Origin of the sequence: Psychrobacter sp. NPDC064578, assembly GCF_044901245.1 — a bacterium.
GTDB lineage: Bacteria > Pseudomonadota > Gammaproteobacteria > Pseudomonadales > Moraxellaceae > Psychrobacter > Psychrobacter cibarius_C.
This window is the reverse complement of the sequence record NZ_JBJDPI010000004.1, coordinates 358104-380434: the sequence shown is the minus strand read 5'-3', so window position 1 is coordinate 380434 and position 22331 is coordinate 358104. Positions and strand designations below refer to the sequence as shown.

15 protein-coding genes are annotated in these 22331 nt (G+C 41.4%); 2 read left to right on the top strand and 13 right to left on the bottom strand.

Going from position 1 to position 22331, the window contains the following annotated elements; genetic code table 11:
- Positions 1 to 7 precede the first annotated feature (7 nt).
- The 3 genes from lldD to ACI2JM_RS06845 all read right to left on the bottom strand — a co-directional run bounded on the left by lldD (position 8) and on the right by ACI2JM_RS06845 (position 4753).
- Complete coding sequence (gene lldD, locus ACI2JM_RS06855; RefSeq protein WP_404643106.1) at positions 8 to 1150, bottom strand: FMN-dependent L-lactate dehydrogenase LldD; 1143 nt, start codon at positions 1148 to 1150, stop codon at positions 8 to 10.
- 127 nt (positions 1151 to 1277) lie between these two features.
- On the bottom strand, positions 1278 to 2984 hold the full coding sequence (gene dld, locus ACI2JM_RS06850) for a D-lactate dehydrogenase (protein ID WP_404643159.1): 1707 nt from the start codon (positions 2982 to 2984) through the stop codon (positions 1278 to 1280).
- Between the two features lie 65 nt (positions 2985 to 3049).
- Positions 3050 to 4753: an L-lactate permease gene (locus tag ACI2JM_RS06845; RefSeq protein ID WP_060491118.1), complete on the bottom strand. Its 1704-nt coding sequence runs from the start codon at positions 4751 to 4753 to the stop codon at positions 3050 to 3052.
- Positions 4754 to 5047: 294 nt separating this feature from the next.
- Between ACI2JM_RS06845 and ACI2JM_RS06840 the strand changes: the two genes are divergently transcribed.
- Complete coding sequence (locus ACI2JM_RS06840) at positions 5048 to 5953, top strand: LysR family transcriptional regulator (protein ID WP_205628039.1); 906 nt, start codon at positions 5048 to 5050, stop codon at positions 5951 to 5953.
- 272 nt (positions 5954 to 6225) lie between these two features.
- Here the strand turns inward: ACI2JM_RS06840 and ACI2JM_RS06835 are convergent, their stop codons facing one another.
- From ACI2JM_RS06835 to ACI2JM_RS06815, 5 genes are all read right to left on the bottom strand, one after another.
- Positions 6226 to 6852, bottom strand: coding sequence for a condensin complex protein MksE (locus ACI2JM_RS06835; RefSeq protein ID WP_157292372.1), 627 nt, complete (start codon positions 6850 to 6852; stop codon positions 6226 to 6228).
- A gap of 41 nt (positions 6853 to 6893) precedes the next feature.
- Positions 6894 to 8261 carry a hypothetical protein gene (locus ACI2JM_RS06830; RefSeq protein WP_404643103.1) on the bottom strand — a complete coding sequence of 456 codons (1368 nt, stop codon included), beginning with the start codon at positions 8259 to 8261 and terminating at the stop codon, positions 6894 to 6896.
- Positions 8251 to 11310, bottom strand: a complete 3060-nt coding sequence (locus ACI2JM_RS06825; protein ID WP_404643101.1) for a hypothetical protein — start codon at positions 11308 to 11310, stop codon at positions 8251 to 8253. The genes ACI2JM_RS06830 and ACI2JM_RS06825 overlap by 11 nt, the downstream gene beginning before the upstream one ends.
- Positions 11300 to 12112 carry a hypothetical protein gene (locus ACI2JM_RS06820; protein ID WP_060491122.1) on the bottom strand — a complete coding sequence of 271 codons (813 nt, stop codon included), beginning with the start codon at positions 12110 to 12112 and terminating at the stop codon, positions 11300 to 11302. The genes ACI2JM_RS06825 and ACI2JM_RS06820 overlap by 11 nt, the downstream gene beginning before the upstream one ends.
- 469 nt (positions 12113 to 12581) lie before the next feature.
- Positions 12582 to 14972 (bottom strand): TonB-dependent receptor, encoded by a 2391-nt coding sequence (locus ACI2JM_RS06815; protein WP_404643099.1) that lies wholly within the window; start codon positions 14970 to 14972, stop codon positions 12582 to 12584.
- A gap of 506 nt (positions 14973 to 15478) precedes the next feature.
- Between ACI2JM_RS06815 and ACI2JM_RS06810 the strand changes: the two genes are divergently transcribed.
- Positions 15479 to 15667: a DMT family transporter gene (locus ACI2JM_RS06810; RefSeq protein ID WP_157292374.1), complete on the top strand. Its 189-nt coding sequence runs from the start codon at positions 15479 to 15481 to the stop codon at positions 15665 to 15667.
- A 334-nt stretch (positions 15668 to 16001) separates the two neighbouring features.
- Here ACI2JM_RS06810 and ACI2JM_RS06805 read toward each other — a convergent pair whose 3' ends face one another.
- The 5 genes from ACI2JM_RS06805 to ACI2JM_RS06785 form a co-directional block, all read right to left on the bottom strand.
- Positions 16002 to 18299, bottom strand: a complete 2298-nt coding sequence (locus ACI2JM_RS06805; RefSeq protein WP_404643097.1) for a TonB-dependent receptor — start codon at positions 18297 to 18299, stop codon at positions 16002 to 16004.
- A gap of 174 nt (positions 18300 to 18473) precedes the next feature.
- Entirely contained in the window at positions 18474 to 19460 is a 987-nt protein-coding gene (locus ACI2JM_RS06800; RefSeq protein ID WP_404643095.1) for a siderophore ABC transporter substrate-binding protein, read from the bottom strand.
- Positions 19457 to 20233 carry an ABC transporter ATP-binding protein gene (locus ACI2JM_RS06795; RefSeq protein ID WP_060491126.1) on the bottom strand — a complete coding sequence of 259 codons (777 nt, stop codon included), beginning with the start codon at positions 20231 to 20233 and terminating at the stop codon, positions 19457 to 19459. Before ACI2JM_RS06795 ends, ACI2JM_RS06800 begins: the two co-directional genes overlap by 4 nt.
- The gene (locus ACI2JM_RS06790) at positions 20230 to 21180 is read right to left on the bottom strand and encodes an iron chelate uptake ABC transporter family permease subunit (protein ID WP_404643093.1); all 951 of its coding nucleotides are present in this window, start codon (positions 21178 to 21180) and stop codon (positions 20230 to 20232) included. Before ACI2JM_RS06790 ends, ACI2JM_RS06795 begins: the two co-directional genes overlap by 4 nt.
- Positions 21177 to 22115 (bottom strand): ABC transporter permease, encoded by a 939-nt coding sequence (locus ACI2JM_RS06785; protein WP_404643091.1) that lies wholly within the window; start codon positions 22113 to 22115, stop codon positions 21177 to 21179. The genes ACI2JM_RS06790 and ACI2JM_RS06785 overlap by 4 nt, the downstream gene beginning before the upstream one ends.
- Between the last annotated feature and the right edge of the window lie 216 nt (positions 22116 to 22331).

Here is a 22331-nt window from a genome sequence, read left to right as displayed (position 1 = left end):
CCTCGGTTTAATTATCCAGTTTTACCAAACAGTCAGAATTAATATCAGCAATCTTTTTAGCACCAGTCAAGGTCATTGCGACGCGTATTTCTTTATCTAGCAGTTCTAACAAATTGCTTACCCCTGCACCGCCATCCGCTGCTAACGCATAAATAAAGGCGCGCCCTAGCATGCAAATATCAGCGCCCAAAGCCAACATGCGCACAATATCTAAGCCATTGCGTATACCAGAGTCTGCTAAGATTTTAATCTCTCCTTTAACCGCATCGGCAATAGGAGGCAGCGCCCGTGCACTGGATAAAACACCGTCCAGTTGTCGCCCACCATGATTGGATACGACTATGCCGTCTGCCCCAAAACGCACCGCATCTTTGGCGTCTTCTGGGTCCAAAACACCTTTGATGACCATAGGTCCATCCCAGTATTCCCGAATCCAATCTAAATCTTTCCAAGAAATAGAGGGGTCAAAGTTATTACCTAGCCAGCCTATATAGTCTTCCAATCCTGTTGGCTTACCTAAATAAGTAGAGATATTACCCAGATCGTGCGGGCGGCCATTTAGTCCTACATCCCATGCCCATTGCGGATGCGTCATAGACTGTAAGTAACGGCGCATAGCAGCATTTTTACCGCTCATGCCAGAGTGCATATCTCGGTAGCGTGCCCCTGGTACCGGCATATCCACCGTAAAGACTAGGGTCGAACACCCCGCCGCTTTGGCACGCTCTAAGGCATTTTTCATAAAACCTCGGTCCTTTAATACGTAAAGCTGAAACCACATTGGACGGTTGATTTTAGGCGCCACTTCTTCAATCGGACAAACCGAAACTGTCGACATGGTAAACGGAATGCCTTTTTGATCGGCTGCCATAGCGGCCTGCACTTCTCCGCGGCGGGCATACATGCCTGTCAGACCCACGGGTGACAACGCTACAGGCATAGACAGAGTTTCATTGAATAACTGCGTTTCGAGACTAAGCTGTGACATATCATTCAGTACACGTTGTCTAAGGGCAACTTTCGATAAATCTTCAACATTATGTTTTAAGGTGTATTCCTCATAAGCACCGCCATCTATATAATGAAATAGAAATGGTGGCAGTCGGCGCTTGGCAGCAGCCCTGTAGTCGTTTGGAGATGAAATAATCATACGCTTGCCCTTATTCTGTTAGATATCTATGTAATATTTTTGAATCTCTAATTATTTATTGATTAGTGCTAAACGATGGATGCAATTGGCTTATTTTTGAAGCGGCAAGCTCAACCCACACTCACTATTACACACAGCACGAGCAATTACGTTTGGTTTTCGACATTTTACCAATACCCGGATTAAAGCTATTGGTTGGGTCTAGACTTTTATAGAAATTCTGCAAATCAGGCTCTGCTTCGTATAGATGACCGACATTATGCTCAGCAGGATATTTGGCTCCGCGTGCGCTCAATAGCTCTAACATCATCTTTTTAACAAACTTGGCATCACTGCCCTTCTTCAAGATATAGTCTTGATGAAACACATAACAAAAGAAATGTCCGTAATACAGCTTCTTTTCTAAGTGTTTTTCAATGTCTTCAGGCAAGCTTTCAAGCCACTCTAGCTCGTTACGTGGTATGGCAATATCCAGCGCTAATATCTCGCCGACTTCTTTTTCATGTATGATTTCATAGCGTAATGCGGCACCAGCTGCGGCAAAACGATTTAAAAGTGCGCTTTCTGACTCTTCCTGACTACATTCAAAATAGTTACCCGTATCCGACGCATCAAAAAACGTCTTCAGAAAATCTTGAGCCTCTGCTATACCTTCATCACTCATTTTTATGATTAAGTGATGCTCATACTGATTGCGGTACTCCATCATGCGCTTGGGCAAATGCTTTGGAAATAGAGTAGCGATAAACTGCATGACTTTGTCAGTAAAATGCTTTGGCATCCATGACCATTTATGGAACTTTGCATCCATAGCGCCTTTGATAGAAAACAATCTAGGTAAAGCATTTGTACCGAGATGCTTGATACTCAAGAACGTGTCTTTACCGTATTTAGCGGAGACATCAAATATATCACGGTGCATATACTCGCCCACTTCAGGGATATTGTCGAAGCGGGATAGTATCTGTCTTCTGAGCTGTGCAAGCTCACTCACACTGTTGGTGCCTATGTAGAAAGTTTGCTCTTTTGCCGCTATTGGATAAGTGTCAAGACGTACTGCAAACACCGCAAGCTTGCCAGCACAGCCGCTTGCTTCATACAGTCTGCGCTTGTCCGCATTAAAGCGACTGGGCGTGCTTGCATCAACGTCTTTTACTCTGGCGATGTACTCTCTGTCAGATGCGAGCTTACCACTGTCAGGTAATTCTTTTTTATCAAAATGACCGTTTTGCAAATTCGTTAATATTTCTTCCGGAGCATTTCCTAACTCTACATCTAGATGATTGACTAGAACCAGTTGACCGTGTTCATTTATTTGGGCAAACACAGCAAGCTCGGTGTAAGCAGGCCCTCTTTTAACCAGCGCTCCACCAGAGTTATTAGATATACCACCAATAATAGATGCTCCCAATGTCGAGGAACCGATGACAGAGTGAGGCGCTCTATTGACAGCATTAAGCTGACTTTGCAACTGATGCAATGTCGCCCCAGGCAAGCTAATTACTTGCTTGCCATCATTCACTAAATACAACTGGTTTATGGCAAGCGTATTAATCACCACAACGGGTCTATCGTAGTCATTACCGCTCGGTGTTGATCCTTCAGTCAGGCCTGTTTTTGCCGCTTGCATAATGACAATACAGTCGCCTTCAACGCAAACCTCTAGGCTACGCCAAATCTCCAGCAATGTTTGCGGAAACAAAACCGCTAAGGCACTGCCGCCACCAGAGCGCCACCCCATTCTATAGTGCTCATTTTTCTCTGGATCAGCCTGTACATTACTCGCGCCTAGCAAGTTGGTTAGTTTATCTAACACCTGATCAGGACTAAGCATGCCTTGAGAAGCGCGATTTGACGAAGATATATGATGCTCCTTATCTTGTGATTGTGTGTCATTCATCATGCTAAGGGCCCTTGAAAACCAAAAATGTAAATGGCGGCCATGACGATGATGCCACAGAACAACACATAGTATATGGTGGGTAAAATAGTACGCCTAAGTGTGGCGCCCTCCATACCAAGTAAACCCACCGTTGCTGATGCAGCCACCACGTTATGTATGGCAACCATATTACCGGCTGCGGCACCAACCGCTTGCGCCGCGATGATTAGAGAAGGTGAAATATGTAAGCTCATGGCGGCTTCATATTGGAATTGACTGAACATCATATTAGATACGGTATTAGAGCCTGCGATAAATGCACCTAAAGCACCAATGGTTGCACTAATCAATGGAAAAACATTGCCAAAAGTACCTGAAAACAACTCTGCACTGGCGACTGGCATACTCGCCACATCTGATAAGTTTATGCCTGAATTGATAAAAATTCTAACCATTGGAATCGTAAAAATAAGTACAAATCCAGCCCCTAGTACAGTCTTGCCTGATTCTTTAAAGGCACTGTTTAGGGCGCTGACGGGCTTTCTAGTTTGAAAAGCGGCGGCAACCAAAGCACTAATTAGTAACAAGCCACCTGGTAAGTATAAAGGACTAAAACTGGCACTGATATCTGTCTCACCTAAAATCGAGGTTAGGTCTACTGCCACACTGTTAAGTAAAGACTGAAAGCCTGTAAATACTCTTGAAAACACCAGTAAAAGGGCAACCAGTAAATAAGGGAACCACGCCATAAGGGTGGACATCTTCTTATCACTCAAGGTCAGCGTAGTATCTTCTTTACTGACCACTAACTTACCAAGCCATTCACTCGGCCAGTTTTTTTGCGGTTCAAAATCCCATGTGGTTTTTGGTACCAAAAACCCTCTTTTAGCAGCATTAACAACGACAGGAATACTGACCAAGCCACCGACCAGTGACGGAAACTCTGGCCCTAAAAAAACACCGGTTATCATATAAGGGATTGTAAATGCCAAGCCTGCAAAAATTGCAAACGGCCAAATCGCAAAGCCTTCCCGCCAGCTTTTGTTTTTACCAAAGAAGCGAGTGAGCATCATCACCATAAAAAGTGGCATAAACGTACCAATGACACCGTGAATAATGGCGACTTGACTGGTAATCAGTTGTAAAAATTCGCCCCACTGTACTCCTTCTTGTGCCAGTTGAGCGCTAATGGCAGCTTTATCTAACCCATCATTTACCCCTATCACAATAGGCGTACCGACCGCACCAAATGATACAGGTGTACTTTGTATCATCATTCCCATCAGCACTGCACCCAGCGCCGGAAATCCTACTGCCACCAGCAAAGGCGCTGCAATAGCGGCAGCTGTACCAAAACCAGAGGCACCCTCAAGAAAGCAGCCAAAGCACCATGCAATAATAATGGCTTGCACACGCCTATCTGGCGATACATTAGTAAACCCAGCACGGATAACGGCGATTGCACCAGTATGTTTTAATGTATTCAACAAAAAAATAGCACCAAAGACTATCCACAATACCGAAACCGTAATCACCAAACCCTGAATAATAGATGATGACACTCGGTTAAGCGTCATATCCCATATAAAAATGGCAAGCGCTGCGGTAACCACTAAAATGATTGGCATTGTTTTTTTAGCTGACCATTGCAAACCTATCAGAAAAATACCACAGAGAACGATTGGCAGTAATGCCAAAAGCCCATATATTGTTTGATTCAAAATTACATCCTTTTGATTGTGTGATCTTCCCTGAACCAAGTCATCGAAGCCTTTATTTTGACGAACCCATGATGACTAAGTTGTATTAAATATTCACAAATAGGGACTGCTTATTTACTAAATCTGTCTTGCAGAAAAAGCCGAGCACGACTTGCGACAGTTTATGTCCCAATGTCAAAAACGCCCTGGAATAGTCTACGCCTTGTTAATTCATTGATATATTGCATCAATGGACAATGTTATTTTCCTTTTTTGATATAATCAGAAACACATTACTGCAATTGGAGAACAAGTGTGACCAAAGCTGACGACATGATTTTATTCGTTCAAGTTGTTGAAGAAGGGTCATTTTCTAGAGTCGCTGAAAAATTATCATTGACGAACTCAGTAGTGAGCAAGCGCATTGCGAGATTAGAAGAGAACTTAAATACACAACTGCTTTATAGAACCACTAGAAAGTTGAGCTTAACCGATGCAGGCAGGGCGCTTTATAACAAAGCTAAAATTGCTAAATCCGCCTTTCAAGAAGCTGAAAATGCTGTCACGGGTTACGGCGAAGATATGAAAGGCCATATACGTATAACCATGCCTGTGGTCTCTGCGAATTTCATATTTAGCGAATCTATTGCCGAATTCTGTAAACAACACCCTGAAGTATCAGTAGAGTTACAAATTACCAATCGATTGGTTGACTTGATAGAGGAAGGATTTGATTTGGCACTAAGGACCGCTGTGCTTGAAGATTCCTCACTCATTGCAAGGCGCCTTATAGATAGCCAATGGATTATATGCGCGACTCCAGCCTATTTAAAGCAATATGGTACGCCTCAAACTCCTGAACAGTTACAGAATCATGAGTGCTTGGTTTATAAGTTTGATAATACGGCTAACAGTACATGGCCGCTATATATAGACAGCAAAGAGCAATTAATATCTGTCAATGGTCGGTTTCATAGCAATCATCTGAGTGCAATTAAGCAAGCCGCGCTTAGCGATTTAGGTATCGCTTTTTTACCACAAGTGTTGATCTATGAGGAAATACAGAAAAATACACTCACGCAGATTTTACAATGTTTTACCAGCAAGAAGCTGGGGCTATATGCGGTTTATCCTAAGGCCAGACAACCGGATCAAAAGTTAAAACTGCTCGTTGCACATTTACGAGACTCATTACATCAAAAACAGGCTTACTACTACTAAGTAATAAGCCTGTTTTTGATGTATATAAAAAGACTAATGAAATACAAGAGCTAATAAGAGGTTGTTATGACTATGAGCCATAGAACTTACTTTTTTGTATATATAGCATATCATTAATTAGAACATTCAATAATTTAGCGGTCTTAAAATTAAAAAGATAGTGAAGAGTTTTTTATGAGCAATAAAAATGATTGATGAGCCAAATATAATTCTCATATTAGCTACATTGGCAAGTTCGGCAATCAAGTCATAACACATTGCTGTTCTGAATATTAACTTGCCCGCATATCTATTGTCGTATTATCTTCTTCATTTGCTAGCTCAGACTCAGTGTCAAACTTACGCTGAATCTCCTGATAAAAAGAATGGCCTGCGTTGGTTAATATATAAGCTTTTTTGCTAGGTACTTCAATCATAATATCTCGATGAACCAATAGTTTAATAACCACATCTTGCAACGTCCGCTCACCTTTTGTGATGAGTTTGGATTTCTCCAATATCTCTTTAACATGAGGCATATCTGCCATTTTCAAAAAATCATCTTCAGTCAAGCCACCACTTTTCGCATTGGTTAATTTACTGAGTTTAAATTTATGGTGATTAATATATTGACCAATAACAAGCAACATAGTCATCGCTTTCATTGCTAGTTCAGTTTTTGTGCCATCTAGCGTGCCTGTAGCAACGATGCAAATATACTCAGGATCATTTATTGGTGCAATAACCAGATGATAACCGCTCATTTTATACTGTTTAACGTATTCATCTTTATTGTCTATTATCTCAATAAATAATGGATTAACGGTGTCATCACCTGCATTATCAAGGAGATGTTTATTGAGCATCTTTCCATTCATTAAATGGCTATATATCTCTTTGCTTAATGTGTAATTTGCCATAATAGCGTGCTACCTGTCTATTTGAAGTAACGTTAGGATGTTTAAAGTGAGGCTTCTGCATAATCCCAAATGATATAATCAAGATAATAAACACCATCATCAATCCTATCACGATCGTTGCGGCGCTGAGACACACATGCGTCATCCAGTGCACTTAAAAAGTATTCGAGCGCATACAAAAAATCTATTATGCCCGCATTAGGCAATAACTCCTGTAGCTTCTGCCACACATAGCGTTGTACATTCTCAATCATATTATCCACTGCTATCTCATATAACGTTATACTCAATATTTGTTCGCAGCGTTCCTCTTCAATGTCAATCTCTGATGGTAACGCACGTAAGGGATTATCCAGCTTTTGCTTTAACGGACGTCTGAGCATCATCTCATAATAATTATTAAAATGATCCAGTCCCCTACTTGGTGAATAGTTAAAGCGTTTCTCGTACTTTTTTTTATGATCTTCTAAACCATCAAAGGTTGTGGCAAGCTTGAATACCTCGCTGTCCGCATTTAAGTATTTATTCTGATGGCGTCCATGCCTTAAAGGCACTAGCGATTCAAGCAACACCCCAAAAGCTCGCTCCATACTCAAAAAAAACTCTCTTTCTTGTGCTAAATTCACCAAATAAGCGTTTAAACGACTGGCAATGGCTCTGATGTCTTTGTAATAACAGAAGATAGCGCCAACGCGAAACTGTAATGTTCTCGCCTTGTCTACTTCCCCTATTTCTTCAAAATAATGCTCCAGATCTTTTAGGGTTTCTGATAGATTTTTAGTCCCTTTTAATTCAAGGCTTGGGTTAATAAACTCAAGGCAAGGCGTGATGTTACGATGATATACATGCTGCGCTCTATGAAATAACTCATCTAAACCCGTCTCTAATGAGCCCATTTCACGGCTTTTATACATATCTGCAATTTCATCGACACGGTAATCTAGAACTCGCATATTTTCAGAGATATCTACTTGAATGTCGCTAAGTTTTTCATAGAAAAAAGCATAAGTCTCTTTAAAGTTAATACCCTCAATGGGCAAAGTCGTCAACTCATTTGCCAGTCGAACAACGTCTTGTCGATGCGATTCAAAAGGTTGAGAATCTAATTGTTTTTTGCGAGAAATATCCAGCCATACTAAAATGTTATAAATGTCTTTTGATAGCGTTACCATATTGGTTAAACCATCAATATTAACGAATACATTCGCCTGCAATAATGCCTCGACACTTAAGATATCTTTTAAGGCATAGTCATCATCTTGATAAATAACTTGTTCGTAAAACTTCAGATACGCTGTCATAGGAAACTGTAACGCTGTCTCGTTGGCATTAATCACATCAACGAATCTAAAAAAATGAGATTTATGCTTTAAAATGCCCTCTAGTATCGCTTCTCGATTAATGACCATGCACAACCCTCCCCTGACGGTTGATTTGGCTTGGCATAATATGGAAGATACAATCACGAGATTTGGGCTTGCCATCGAGCAAGCTTTTATCAACGCGAATGTAATTAGGGATATAGCGTAGGGTGTCTGCATGCAAGCCCGGATTGGCGCATATAATAGTGAATCCAGCATTGCTTACCTGTTCAACAATGGTCTTGATATTATCTTTATCAATCGTGCCCACTTCATCCACAATAATAGGCATACGTAAGCTACTGCCTTTTTGAAAAGCTTCACTAAACAGCAATGTGGCAATTAAGGCGGTAATGGTACTGGTCGTACCACCTGATTGTGACTTTTGTTCGATTTCACCCGTCGCCTGCGTATACTCGTAGTCAATACTATCAATTAAATTACGCATTTTTAAACGTTGACTGTTTGAATGGCTAGTCTTTTCAACATAGTTAATAAGTGATTCATAAAAGCGCTCATCTAAAAGACTAGTTTGATTGGCATTGTGCTTAGCATAGGTACGTTCCAAATTGGCAAAATCAGGTGCTAAGTTAAGCTTAAGAGAGACTTGATGTAAGTTAGATATCTTATGCTCATTCAATTTTTTATTGAGGGAGCTAATCGTTGTACGTAGTAATCCAGCCGAATCTGTAATTTCTTTTAATAAGTTATCAATCACACTATTATGGGTTTTTATTTTGTCATGATAATTGCTTTTTTGAAATTCAAGCGTATCAAAGGAGTTTTTGTATTGCTGAATCACCTCTCCCAGACTATTGATACCTTCAATACGCTGGTGCGGATTAATACCCTCTACCAAAACCACTTCTGTAAAATCTGACACTTTACTGACAAGCCTATTAATACGCTCACTTAGCCCGCCTATGCTATTGGCGATTGTAGATGCCGCACTTAAATTAATCTCAATATCATTATTTTCTAAATATGATGCTATCTCAGGATCGTCTTCTGCTAAATAAGGCAATCCCTGCGATTTTCTCACACCTGCCAGCAGACTTGTAATGCTTTCAGCCTCTTTACCAAAGCTAATAATGTCATCGAACTGCTCTACGATTTGATTGTACTTACTGTCTGTTGATGCTTTAGATTGATCTTTAATGGCTCGCAGTTCTTGAGCCTCTGCCAGCGCCTTGTCTTTTTGGCTTATTTGCTGTGTTTTATTCTCTATCTGACTTTTGATCAAGGATAACCCTTCAAGTAGCGTAATATTGGCATCAAGCTCTCCTATCTGCTCCTTAAGGGCTTGTTTTTTCCCCTCAGCAATCTTTTTACCTATGTCTGTATCAAACTGAGACAGTGCGCTGTTTAACTCTCCAATCTCTTGGCTCAATGTAGACGCTTCTTTCTTATCTTGTGTAATAGTTTTTTCAAACTGGGAGCGCTGTTTATCAGCATCATAAGGGTGATAAAATGTATTAGGTAAAGTGAACGATAAAAAGGACAAATTATTAGCATCATCAACCGTAAACAGCGCCGTAAAATCACTAATTTGACGTAGAGCTTCCTCCGTCAATGGGCTATTAGCGGTAATATTTAAAAAATCCTCATTAATACTGCCTAATATATGCGCGCTATGGGAGGGTAACTGATTGGCAAGTAACAAGTCATGATTATCAAGTCCGTTTTGAGCGGCTTTTATTTTTGCCTCTAAGTCCTGTTTCTGCTTATTTTTTTGCTGAATTAAAATAACCGTATTTTCTTTAGCTTGCATGGCTTTAAAAGTTTCGTCATACCTATGACGTTGGATAGTCATTTCAGCAATAATATCTTGTGGGCTTTCGTGAGAAAATTGACCTAATATTTTCTCAGCTTTGATTTTCTGTTGCTGCAGCTGTGCTACTTCCTCTTTTAATGCTTTGTGCAGTATGCCCAATCTAGTAATCTCATTTGCAACTTGCTTTACTTCTTCTATGGCATGATTGCGTTCTCTCTCAATGTCTTCCTTTCTAGCACCAATAGCGATTTTATCTTTAGCATACTGCTGTTGCTTTAATTTAAATTCTCGTAAAAATGCCGTGTACTCTAAGACCGCATGTTTTGCATCCAGATGTAGAGCATCAAACTGCTTTTGAATAAATTCATAGTCGTCTTTATTCTCCGTTAAGCTTTTAATCTTTAAACTTTCTTCAAATAGCTGCGCGCGCTCTATCTTAAGGTCATGTACATTTTCGTTCAGCTTCTCTTTGTCTCGTCCCCGCTGCATCTCGATAATAGTCGCAATAGCATTGGGCAGTTTCTTTTTCTCATCCTTACCAGCATCAAACGCTAATTCATAAATTTTGACAAAAGAGCGAATAGACGCCTCTTTTTGGTCTTTAATCGGCACCACACAAAAATGGCTGGTTTTAGACCCTCTATTACCGTACATCACATTTTGTAATTCTTGCTTGGTGGTGAGGTGTAATCCACCCAGTTTTTTCTGTACCTCTATCAGGCTTTTAATACCTAACTCATCAGCAAAGTAATTGGTCTGCTCATTCCATATGAACGGCTTTATCTCTTCATAAGGCACAGGGAAGAACAAACGATGGTATTTATAATCTCCAACACGGTATAGCAGCATCGTAAATAAACCAGCGTGGTTCTTTACTTCTACGGCGATAAAAGATTCACTGATTGGAAAATAATGTTTGTAAGACTCTTCCTTGCTGTAGGGATCATTTGCTTTGTTCGTAAAGTTAAATTTGCTTTCACAGTTATTAAAATTAACTTCAGGATATAAAATAAGCTTAGTCGCGGCAAGACTAGAGGTTTTGCCGCGGTTATTTTTACCGAGCAGTACTAAAGGCTCATCGATGGGTATCTCTGAGTAAGCATGACTCGCAGAGTTAACCAAAACAATCTTATTAAGACAATAGTTGAGTCTAAAGTCATCATTCAAATAGTCATCAACACCCCTTTCTAAGTCATTTAAGTCATTGTCGATCAATGGACTATCTAACGATTTGTTATCGTTATGATTCATAGTAGGGGCATTTATATTGTGAGCCGTAAGCTCATTAACAGACAGGTGATGAGTATTAAAATCAGTAGCCATACAAATATGCCTCTTGTTCTAAGATAGTATTGTGTTTTTTGATAATGCGTATGCAGGGGAGCAGTGCTTGAGGCATATTCTCATCAAGGTTGTATACCTTTTGCATATATTCGGGCGAACATTTATCAATAACTTGCTTAAGGCGAGACTCGACATCATTTGGAATGACAAAGTGAATCTCCATGCTTGATGGCAAGTTATTAATCAGTGAGGTTGCCGTTTTAATGCCGCCCAAGTCAAGATCTAGACATAAATACAAGGTGTTATAAAGACTTAAAAATGGAAGGTGTAAGCTATTAGTAATCTCTGTCCCTGCACCAAAGATGACATCAATGTCTTTACGCATATCCTCAGTAATTTGGTAGTGTTCGCTCAAAAACTTAAATGTTTTATCGCTATGAATAAACAGCTCTCTGTTTTCTAATATTAACGCAGACTTATTGGTTTTATATTTAGGAATCCTACCGTCGTCTTTGAATATCAGAACGTCAGGATGGTTTTGGTATTTTTGGATAAGAAGTAGTGAGCCATTCACTTTAAATGCATGGCTATTATTTTGCATTGCTCCTGAGACTCTATCTTCGCCTTGACTCTCAGCATAATAGTGTAAAAAAGCCAACTTTTCAGGGTCGATATAACTTAGGATGTAAGTATGTGCACCCTTTTTAACCGATTGTAGGTCAGACTCAGCAAATCCATCAAAGGATGAAATAGACGCTATTAATTTCTGAAAAGCTCTAAGATTAATAGCTTCACCAGCGTCTATTTTTTCCAAATAGTTTTTTAAGGTTTTCGCAGCCATATATCAAATCTTTTTTAATAGTCATATTAAAAACCGGCAACCGCAGAGCATGCAAGTAGTACAACGAAGGGAGCATCATACCTAACAGTTTAGTAGTTCGCTGACTATATCATATCAGCACAGTCTCAGACATTAATAGAATAAAAGCGAGAAATACAATGACTTCACGAAGTAAATAAAAAGTTTATGAAGAATCGAGACAGACTAAAAAAGGAATTAAAAAGTGAAGCAGTATTTTGCTACTCCCTTACTCATAAACAGCGTACTAACTGAAAGGTCTTCTAAAGACCTAAAGACAAAGTTGATACCGAATAACGGCTAGGAGAATGTTAACTAACATAACTGATAGTTATTATGAATCAAGATATAGATAAATTATATTTTTAATCGTATTTTAGGTTTTGAAAAAAAATGTAAAAACCTTTCACGCTATTCAATAATTAGCGTAAAAGGTTTTCTGATATTATTTTTAATAATCCACAGTGTAGCTCAACCCGTAAGTTGTACCCGAGGCAGGCAAACGATTCAAATCGCCATAGGTAGTTTGATGATAGACCGTTAGATAATCTTTATTAAGTAAGTTATAAATTCCATAGTCTACTCGACCTACCGGCATTTTGACTTGTCCTAATACATCAAGTGTCATATAACCTGTGACTGGCAATGCGCTAGAATCAGGGTCTTTTTGTTGATCCTTAAAGGCTTTATCATCACCGCCAATTGCCAATGCTTGTAGACGTATATTACTGCCTTCATCGAAGTTGTATTGCGCAAATGCAGTGCCTTTAAGAGGTGTCAAGCGTACGGCATCAAGCTCCAACCAATCACCATCTTTATCATACTGGCCACGAGTATAGGCAACACTGCCACCCAATTGCCATTGATCATCAATATCATGGCTGAGCGAACCTTCTATTCCGTAGACGCGCTCATCAGTATCGACCACTTCTACCGTATAGTCATTGGTAAAGCGTACCGTTTTATCTGACTTATTATAAAAACCGCTCAAGCCTGCAACAGTACTGCCATGCTTGCCATGCCAGCCCAACTCGTAATTGTCGATTGCGATAGGTTGTACATTGTCTGAGTTGACGACAAAGCCTGCCCGTACATCACGTAGCGCACGCTGAATGTCAGCAGTGGTAAAGCCTTGTGAAAAATTGGCAAATACTTGGTCATTTGGGGTTAATTGATAGCTGGTACCGATATTAAATAGGGTTTTATCGTGGTCTGTATGGCCCTTTTCCACTTGACCGGCCTGATAGTCAATGCCATAAGCATTACTGACACCGTTGATGAGAGGGTCATTAAAATACTCTTCGAGCAATTGCTCATAAATGGGCGTGAAAGTAGCCGTTTCTGCTTTCAATTTTTGATAGCGCACGCCAGCACTGGTATGCCATTTATCAGTGATATCTATATCCGCATTGACAAAAGCGCCCCATTTATCGATGGTGGTATCTGGTCCGCCATTATAAGTAAGACCATTAGTTTGAGCGCTCAAACCATTACTAGCAATAAACATGTTTAAGTCTTGACCTTCATAGGTTTGCTCACTTTTTTCGCGTTCAAAGTCAGCACCATAGCTAAATAGCGTCTTTTTACCTGCGATTTCGCTATCCGTTTGCATGGCTGCGCGTAGACCCATCACTTCAATATCTGCTTCTGATTGAGTGACGAATGTTGCCGCGCCCAAAAGCTTACCTAGCGTGTCTTTATCAGTAAGGCCATTGGTAGCCCAAACTTCAGCTGCTTGGTCTGCTGCACTTTTCCCAGAAGGATAAAAACGGCCTTTTTCGTCTCGATAGTAGCCAGTCACGCTCAAATTTGAGCCTGCAATATCATCATTATTATAATTTAGGTTCACTGATGTTTTGGTGGTATAAGGCTCGTTTTCTACGTCAGCACCGTCAATCGCTTTTAAAGATGGTGGTAATTTTTTCGGTTTTAATAATACTTGTAAATTTTTACCATAATCTGGACCATAGTCAGTATCCTGCTCATCATTATAGTAAGTCACTGCCAAATCAAGACGTTGGCTGTCAGTGAGCTCTATACCCAAGCTACCGTTAACACTTAGCGACTCGGTATCTTGTTGGTCAGTTTGGTTAACGTCTGGGCTGATGCGATTATCGTGGCTATCGAATTTGCCGCCCTTACGATCATAATCCACATCTAGGCGACCATAGACTCGCTCACCGCCATAACCCAATGTTTGCCCCACATGATAACCCAATGAATCTGAGTCAAAATTACGACTGCTACTGACGCCGATTCTGGTTTGCCTGATAGAGCCATAACCCGCCATAGATTTTGTGACGAGATTAATCAGACCACCAGCCGCGCCAGCCCCATAAATACTGGTCGCACCAGAGAGCACCTCTACCCGCTCAAGCTGCGCAGGGTCGATACTGTTTAGCTCGCGTGAAAGGCTGCGTGAGCCACTCAATGGCACACCATTCAGCAAAAACTGCACGGGACGGCCATGCATGGTCGTGCCATAGTTACTGGTTGAGCCACTACTTGCCCCCAAACTTGGAATCAGCTGAGCCAATATATCTCCAGTAGTGCGATTGCCTGTCGCCTGCATTTGTAGCTCATTTTCGGTAATTACCTGTGTGACGGCGGGCATCTCACTAATTTTTTGTGCCAAAGCCGTTCCTGTCCTTGCTTTAGCAGTGACCGTAATGGTATCTAAAGTCACGTTTGGTAACTCACTTGAGGCGGCGTTGACAGCTAAGTCTTCTGAAAGCATCGTATTTGAAGCGATGTCCATAGCACTGACATTGTTTTGTGCATATAGTTGCTGGCTGATACAAAGGGTAAGAAAGGATAGAGCAACTTGATGGTGGCGTTTCATATTCACTTCACTTAATTGGAGGATCAAAGAGTGGTAAAAGTTATATTTAGCTAATAATGCTGTGTGTACTAACTTTGTGAACAATATTGTAAATGATAATCATTTTTGTTTCTATAATTATTTACAATATTAAAAACCCCTATTACTCCCAAAAAATACTGCTCCAGCGTCACTCAAGATTTGATATCTAAGCGGTATCCATAATTCAATTAATAGCTTTCTATATGGCTTAACACTGATATATTATTCATATCACCCAAGCGCCTGAACAAGGCTTCTTAGATCGTATGATGTCCTTGGTACGATAGAAGATGCCAAATGAGATTGAACTGACTATATTGCCGTCCTCTCAAAAGGCAAACTCATTGCTATTTTTATTTCAGTGGCTTTGTTAGTTTGCTTAATTTTGACAACGATTGGCGTAGCAGTCATGAGCTGGATGCTCAAGCTAAGGTGATTGTGATCTTGGGACGAGCGGTGGAAGCTGCTGGCGACGTCGATGTACTATGGATTTAGAACAACAATTACCAGAAGTGGCTCGCCGTGGTAGTACGCTACTGCTCATTTCATTAATATTAGACCAATACGGTCTTATGAATTTGCCGGCAAGAGAGATAAATACTGGGTGTTCAGTAGGTGTCACTTTCGTTCTGCTAGGCATGATTATGGAGCTGTGGCTCACTCCTTCATTTTAAGTGCCATAAAAAGCACTCCAATAGGCACCGCTAAATCTACTTTTCATCTTAAGAATTAATCGGGTGCGTTAATATGATGTGTTTGAATATAATTCAGTAAGCCTATAATAAGCTTTCAATGAGCACCATTCTATTTATGCTTTAGGTAACAACTTGCCAGTAGAATAACGAGTAATTATTGATATCGCTAAGTCTACGTCTCATCTACTTTTTGAGCCTTGAACTCACAGAAGAGTGAATTATATGCTAATAAACTTCCTATTTTGGTGCGGCAAATCTTTAGCACTATAATTCACTAATCTATAATGATATTACAAACACGCCTTAACTCAAATCAAAAATCCATTGTGGCTGACAGCATAAAGGTACGCGGCTCGCCCAAGCCAAGACTGGTATAATGCGGCTTTGCCCAATAGGCTTTATTGGTTACGTTAGCAACACTTGTTCTCAATGTCAGCGGCTTTTTATCAATAGAGGTGGCATAACGTGCACCTAAATCATATACAGTGCGACCTGGTAATGACAGTGAGTTGCCTGCATCAAGATATTGCTTAGATATCGAGTTTGCATTAGCTGTCAATGTCAAATCTTGAATAAAAGGTAGGTCCCATTCAACGCCAAGCTTAGACTGCCATTTTGGGACACCTGTAGCTCTATTGCCCTCATTAACGCCACCAAGCGTCTTGGTTAGCTTCGCATCAATATATGAAACCCCACCCATTAGGCGTATATCTTCAATGGGTGAGCCAAAAAATCCCCATTCAACACCTCGGTTACGCTGTTCGCCAGCATAAGAAAAGATATTACTAACAGGGTCCAAATAACTATTAGGTTTCTCTATTTCATAAACACTTAGGGTGTGTGAGAATTCACCAAGATCAAGCTTTACGCCAACTTCTTTTTGTTGCGTCTTATAAGGGGCAAACATTTCACCAGCATTTTCTGCATCTATCGGTGCAGTAGAACCTTGGCTCAAACCTTCTATATAGTTAGCATATAAAGAAACTTGATCGTTTACTTTACTTAGTAGCGCTATTGATGGCGTAGTCGCACTTTCGTTGTAATCCTTTGCTGATGCCAGCATACCTGCTTGTTTACTTTCTACCTGTTGATGGCGTAGTCCTAAAGTCAGCTGATATTTATCCTCAGCAAAAGACAGTGTGTCTGCAAGACCATAGCTGGTCAAATTCGTTTTTGTGTTCAGTAGCGCAGGAGAATTGAAGGGAATATTACGCGACTCCCATACTGGTTTATATATGTTCGTGACCCAATCTTCAGCTAATAAACCCCTTCTAGCACTTAAATCATAATCTTCCTGATAGTCAACGATGTTAAATGCCAATTGATGATTAACTCGTCCTGTTTGGAATTTACTTTTTAACCCTATCTCAGCAGACTGTCTTTCGATGTCATCATCAACTTCTCCAAGGTTAGTCCGATAGTCTCCTGCGGCATTGATAATCTGCGCGACAGAGGCACTCTGCGACTTAAATTTTGTTTTACTATTTCCGCCCGCACCATAAATCATTAAATCATCAGTCACATCATATTCACCACGTATCATTAGCCCCTTATCTTCACTATCATTAAATGCCCAGCTTGGGTTCAATAGAGTCGCTGGTTTGGGCGGCTTAGGAATTGACAATCCTGGTGCTAGGGTGAGACCGCGAGTCGGTCCATCGACACGATCTTTACTATGATAAAGATCTGTCGATAATCGAGCACGCTCTCCTTTCCAGTCCAGTGCAACAGAAGCCAGTTGCGCTTGTTTTTCTTGATCATTTACTGCACTATCACCCTCTCTATAAGCACCATTAATCCGAACACCAAACTGCTTGTCTTCACCAAAACGCCGTCCTACATCCACATGCCCACCAAGTTGTGAGTCTGATAAATATCTTGCCGTCACTCGCGTCAACGGCTCATCGCCTGCTCGTTTAGGCACTAGGTTGACTGCACCGCCTACTGAGCCTTTGGGCGGCATACCATTCAATAAAGCTGAGGGCCCTTTGAGTACTTCGATACGCTCAAACATCTCAGGTGAGCTACGATAATAAGGTGCCATACCGAATAGCCCGTCTACCGTAACATCACCAATGTCTGAAGGGAATCCACGGATAGAATAACTTTCAAGATTCTGGCCACCAACCCCACTGCTAAAGACGGCAGGATCAGTAGCAGCGATGACAGCCGTAATATCGGTGGCTTGCTGATCTTCAATAAATTTATCGGTATAGCTGATGGCACTAAACGGCGTCTCTAAAAAATCCTTATTTCCCAAGAATCCAGCGTGATTGGTATAGGTCACCTGCCCACCTGAGTAGATAGGATTGTCATTGCGTTCTGCCACTACTGTTATCGCAGGCAAGGTCACTGTGGGAACGTTGTTATCCTCCTCTAACGGTGGGTTTTGCGCTCCATTGCCAGACTCAGTGGTTTGCTCACTATGTATCACATTACTATTTGTCTGTGCATACGCTGATGGCATACTGATGAATATCGTCCCAGCGACTAGGCTCAAAGACATGGCAAGTCTTGCTGATACGATATAATTGAGCGCGAAAGAAGGTTTGGTCAGTGTCGCCCGCTGTTTGACCCTATTTTTATGATCTAGGTGTTGAAGTTGGTGCATGGAAACGTCCTCTTGTTTTGATGGAAAATAATAATGCGAATAAAAATAAAAATGATAATCATTAACAATTTAGGATAAGAAGAACCCTCTCTTTCTCACTTAATCATTCACTAGGGCGTGTCCTAGTCCTACGTTAAAAAACATCGTTCGTCTTAGAAGGTTCCTAGAGTGTCTCTAGGACGTTGGCTGATAGCCTTTGAGGACATCGTCCATTATGATGTTTAATGAGGTTGGGCTAGCGGCTGCTATATACCACGCATCTGCATCAACAAAAACAACACGACCATTTTTCCATGCTGTTGTTTGACGAAGTAAAGGGTTGCTCACATCATCAGGATTGATAATAGCGCGATGCTCCATGACAGCGGTACGGTCTACAATATAAAGAATATCTGGATCTGCCTGCTGTATAAACTCGCTAGAAATCGGCTGTCCATGTAGGCTGGTCTCTACAATCGTACTCGCAGGCTTGACACCCAAGTCATTGAAGATAAAACCATAGCGTGATTGCAGCCCAAAATTGCTAAAAGCCCCATTATTATGTAAGACAACCAGTGCTTTCTCTGGGCGGTTTTTTGTGAAGTCCTGAACCTCTTTGACTCTTGCATCTAACTGCGTGGCTTTTTGCTCTGCCAATGCCTCCTTATCAAAAATACGACCTAAAGTTAATAAGTGGCTTTTAACACTGGCTATATGCTGCTGACTGTTATTAAAATTCACATCGAAATGTAGAGTCGGTGCAATCCCTGACAGCTCTTGATAGTTAGCGGCGTGAAGCGGGGTCATTAAAATCAGATCAGGATGTAGCGCATGGATACGTTCCATATTTGGCTGAACAATAGCGCCCAAGTCCTCTACTGCGGCATCCGCTTTGTACTGCGAAAGAAAGTGCGGAATATAGTCTTTGACCATTCCTGCAATCGGAACATCGAGCTGATCCAAAAAATCAGCTTCATTCATATCCAGTACCGCGACGCGTTGCGGTCGAGTATTGATGACAGTAGTACCAAGCTCATGCTTGATCGTGATGGGCGTCTCAAGTTTTTGTGACGCGTGTGCTGGCTCATTTGTCAGCTCAGTAGATTTTTTTTCGCATCCTTGTAATGATACGGCGGCCGACATGACCAGTACCCAAACCCAATCTCTCTTACTCAAATTCATACTGCATCCCCTGATAAATTGAAGTAGTTGCACAGGCAACCACGTTCACTACGAATGATCTCAAAATCAAGATCGTATAACTCACTTAAATTGGTTTCTGTCACGACCTGCTCGGACAGTCCGCTAAAGCTAAGCGTGCCATTTTTTAAAGCCACAATATGGTCAGAATAGTTGGCTGCAAAATTGATATCATGAATCACCAAAATCACCGTGCGCCCCCGCTCATCACATAGACGGCGTAAGGCTTGCATGATTTGCACTGCATGCTTCATGTCAAGATTGTTTAGTGGCTCATCCAATAACAACACATCTGTCTGTTGCGCGATGGTCATCGCCAAAAAAGCCATTTGCCGCTGTCCACCACTTAATTCATCCAGATAAGAATGACGTAGAGGCTCTAATGCCAAAAAATCAATGGCCTCATCAATGATGCGTCGATCTTCTGTGGTTAGCGCACCACGGCTATACGGAAAGCGTCCAAAGGAGATCAGCTCCTCCACGGTTAATCGTAGATTAAACCCTGGAGACTGCCGCAGTGTCGCAACATGATGCGCGTATTCAGAAGTACCAATCTCACGGATGTTGCGATCATTGAATGATATCTCACCGCTACTTGGCTCCAATAGCCTTGCCATCATCATCAACAAGGTGGATTTTCCAGCACCATTAGGACCAATTAAAGAGGTAACACTGCCAGCCTGAAATTCTAGGCTGATATCTGATAGCACAGATTTTTTGCCATAGTTTTTATGGACATGGTTGATGGTAATCATGTGAACCCTCTAGTACGGACGGTCAGCGCAAGAAAATAGATGCCACCCACAAGGTTGACGAGAATACTGACACTGGTTTTATGATTAAAGACATGCTCAACAAATATTTGAGCGACTAAAAATATGGCGATAGTAATGGCACAAGCGATGGGTAAGGTGACTTTGTGTTGGTTACTCCCTGCAAGCGCATAAGCGATGTTGGCAATGAACACACCCATAAATACCGTAGGACCGATCAAGCTCGTTGACACAGCCACCAAAATGGCAATTAAAGCCAGATATAACTTAACGTATCTAGGATGGTTTACACCAAGAGACAGCGACTGCTCACGGCCAAGCGCCATCACATCTAAGACAGGCAGTGTCTTACGACTAACCCATAGTACGGTGGCTACCGCAAGCGCTCCATAAAACAGAGTCTCTGGCTGAGATCGATTAAACGAGGTATAGCTTAACCCCTGAAAAACCGAAAACTCGCCAGGGCTAATACGCAGCTGAATAAACTGCGTAACCGTACCGATGACCATCGTTAACACCAAGCCAAATAACAACAAGGTATAGACATCATTTTTACATCGAGGGAAAAGCCAGTGATGAAGTGCCCAAGAATATGCCAGCATCAATACGATTGATACGATAAAATTACCACTGACACCTAGCAGCATCAGTCCATTTGTACCCATCACAAACAGCAGCAGCACTTGCCACAATAAATAAACAGCCTCATAGCCCATGATAGAAGGCGCCAAAATACGATTGCCAACAATAGTTTGAAAGATTATAGATGAAAAAGCTAAGCATATACTACCGAGAACAATAGTCGCTAGACGCATCAAACGCTTAGGAATTAAGTAATCAAAATCTAAATCAGAGCCTATCAATAAGAAGATAAGCGCCAGCAATATAATCAGTATCACGGTCGCCCAAACCTTTGCCGCAGCACTCATCTCACCCCCTTCATGATTAACACAAGGAATATTACACCGCCTACCCCGCCTGCGGTAAGGCCAATGGGAACCTCAAAAGGATAAATGACGAGCCGCCCAAAAATATCACAAATCAGCAGCAAACAAGCACCGCCTAAGGCGACTACTGGCAGTGTCCGCGACAGGTTTTCCCCGTACTTTAGAGCGACTAGATTTGGAATAACCAGCCCCACAAAAGGTATGGCGCCGATGGTGATGACTGAAGCGGCCACCGTTACTGAGACTAGCATAAGCCCTAAGGCAGCTGTCGCCGCATAGCCGAGTCCTAGACTGGCGGCCATGTCCTCGCCCATACCCAGTACCGTAAAGCGATGGGCATAAATATAGGCTAATACAATGATGGGCAAAATAATATAAATCAGCTCGTAATGACCTTGTACAACCCTTGAAAAATCTCCCAATAACCACCCTTGCATACTTTGTAAAATATTATGGCGATACGCATAAAACTCCGCAATTGAGCTCAGCACACTGCCATACATCAACCCAAGGACAGGAATAAGCACAGCGCTCTTAAACTTAATACGGCTAATAATGAGAATAAAAAGTAAGCTTGCGGCAAAGCAAAAAACCAGTGCAAAGATCATTTTACTACTCGTACTGGCATTAGGAAGCATGGTGAGCGAGACCAAAATGCCAAGTTTGGCAGCATCCAACCCCCCTGAAGTTGCAGGCTCAACAAACTTGTTACGGACGATGTGCTGTAAAATCACGCCGCTAACAGACAAACCCACTCCTGTCAGTACCAGCGCAATCAGCCGTGGTATACGGCTCGCCGTTAGGGTCAACCATGCATCGTTGGAGAAATTAAAGAGAGCGATAAGTGAGGTCTGTTTTGAGCCCAGCATAAGAGAAACGGCACAGAGTAAAATGAGTAACAAAGATAGTGAGCGCATTATTGAAGTTCTTCTTACTTATTACGAATGACTTTTTACTACGCTGAAACATACCACCAACAGTCTATAAAACTCATTGCTAGGACTTTTCATTAAAGCATAAATGAGAATCAATCATACTATGCTTGTTTGAATAGGTAAGTTGAATATAAGGTGAAATTGGGAAGTTATACCGTGAATAAGGGAACTTATTCGGAACGATACCTCAGCATTTAC

What these genes read in the sequence shown, in the direction of transcription:
- lldD (WP_404643106.1), bottom strand. Translation starts at nt 1,150, where the DNA reads ATGATTATTTCATCTCCAAACGACTACAGGGCTGCTGCCAAGCGCCGA.
- dld (WP_404643159.1), bottom strand. Translation starts at nt 2,984, where the DNA reads ATGCTTAGTCCTGATCAGGTGTTAGATAAACTAACCAACTTGCTAGGC.
- ACI2JM_RS06835 (WP_157292372.1), bottom strand. Translation starts at nt 6,852, where the DNA reads ATGGCAAATTACACATTAAGCAAAGAGATATATAGCCATTTAATGAAT.
- ACI2JM_RS06830 (WP_404643103.1), bottom strand. Translation starts at nt 8,261, where the DNA reads ATGGTCATTAATCGAGAAGCGATACTAGAGGGCATTTTAAAGCATAAA.
- ACI2JM_RS06825 (WP_404643101.1), bottom strand. Translation starts at nt 11,310, where the DNA reads ATGGCTACTGATTTTAATACTCATCACCTGTCTGTTAATGAGCTTACG.
- ACI2JM_RS06820 (WP_060491122.1), bottom strand. Translation starts at nt 12,112, where the DNA reads ATGGCTGCGAAAACCTTAAAAAACTATTTGGAAAAAATAGACGCTGGT.
- ACI2JM_RS06815 (WP_404643099.1), bottom strand. Translation starts at nt 14,972, where the DNA reads ATGAAACGCCACCATCAAGTTGCTCTATCCTTTCTTACCCTTTGTATC.
- ACI2JM_RS06810 (WP_157292374.1), top strand. Translation starts at nt 15,479, where the DNA reads ATGGATTTAGAACAACAATTACCAGAAGTGGCTCGCCGTGGTAGTACG.
- ACI2JM_RS06805 (WP_404643097.1), bottom strand. Translation starts at nt 18,299, where the DNA reads ATGCACCAACTTCAACACCTAGATCATAAAAATAGGGTCAAACAGCGG.
- ACI2JM_RS06800 (WP_404643095.1), bottom strand. Translation starts at nt 19,460, where the DNA reads ATGAATTTGAGTAAGAGAGATTGGGTTTGGGTACTGGTCATGTCGGCC.
- ACI2JM_RS06795 (WP_060491126.1), bottom strand. Translation starts at nt 20,233, where the DNA reads ATGATTACCATCAACCATGTCCATAAAAACTATGGCAAAAAATCTGTG.
- ACI2JM_RS06790 (WP_404643093.1), bottom strand. Translation starts at nt 21,180, where the DNA reads ATGAGTGCTGCGGCAAAGGTTTGGGCGACCGTGATACTGATTATATTG.
- ACI2JM_RS06785 (WP_404643091.1), bottom strand. Translation starts at nt 22,115, where the DNA reads ATGCGCTCACTATCTTTGTTACTCATTTTACTCTGTGCCGTTTCTCTT.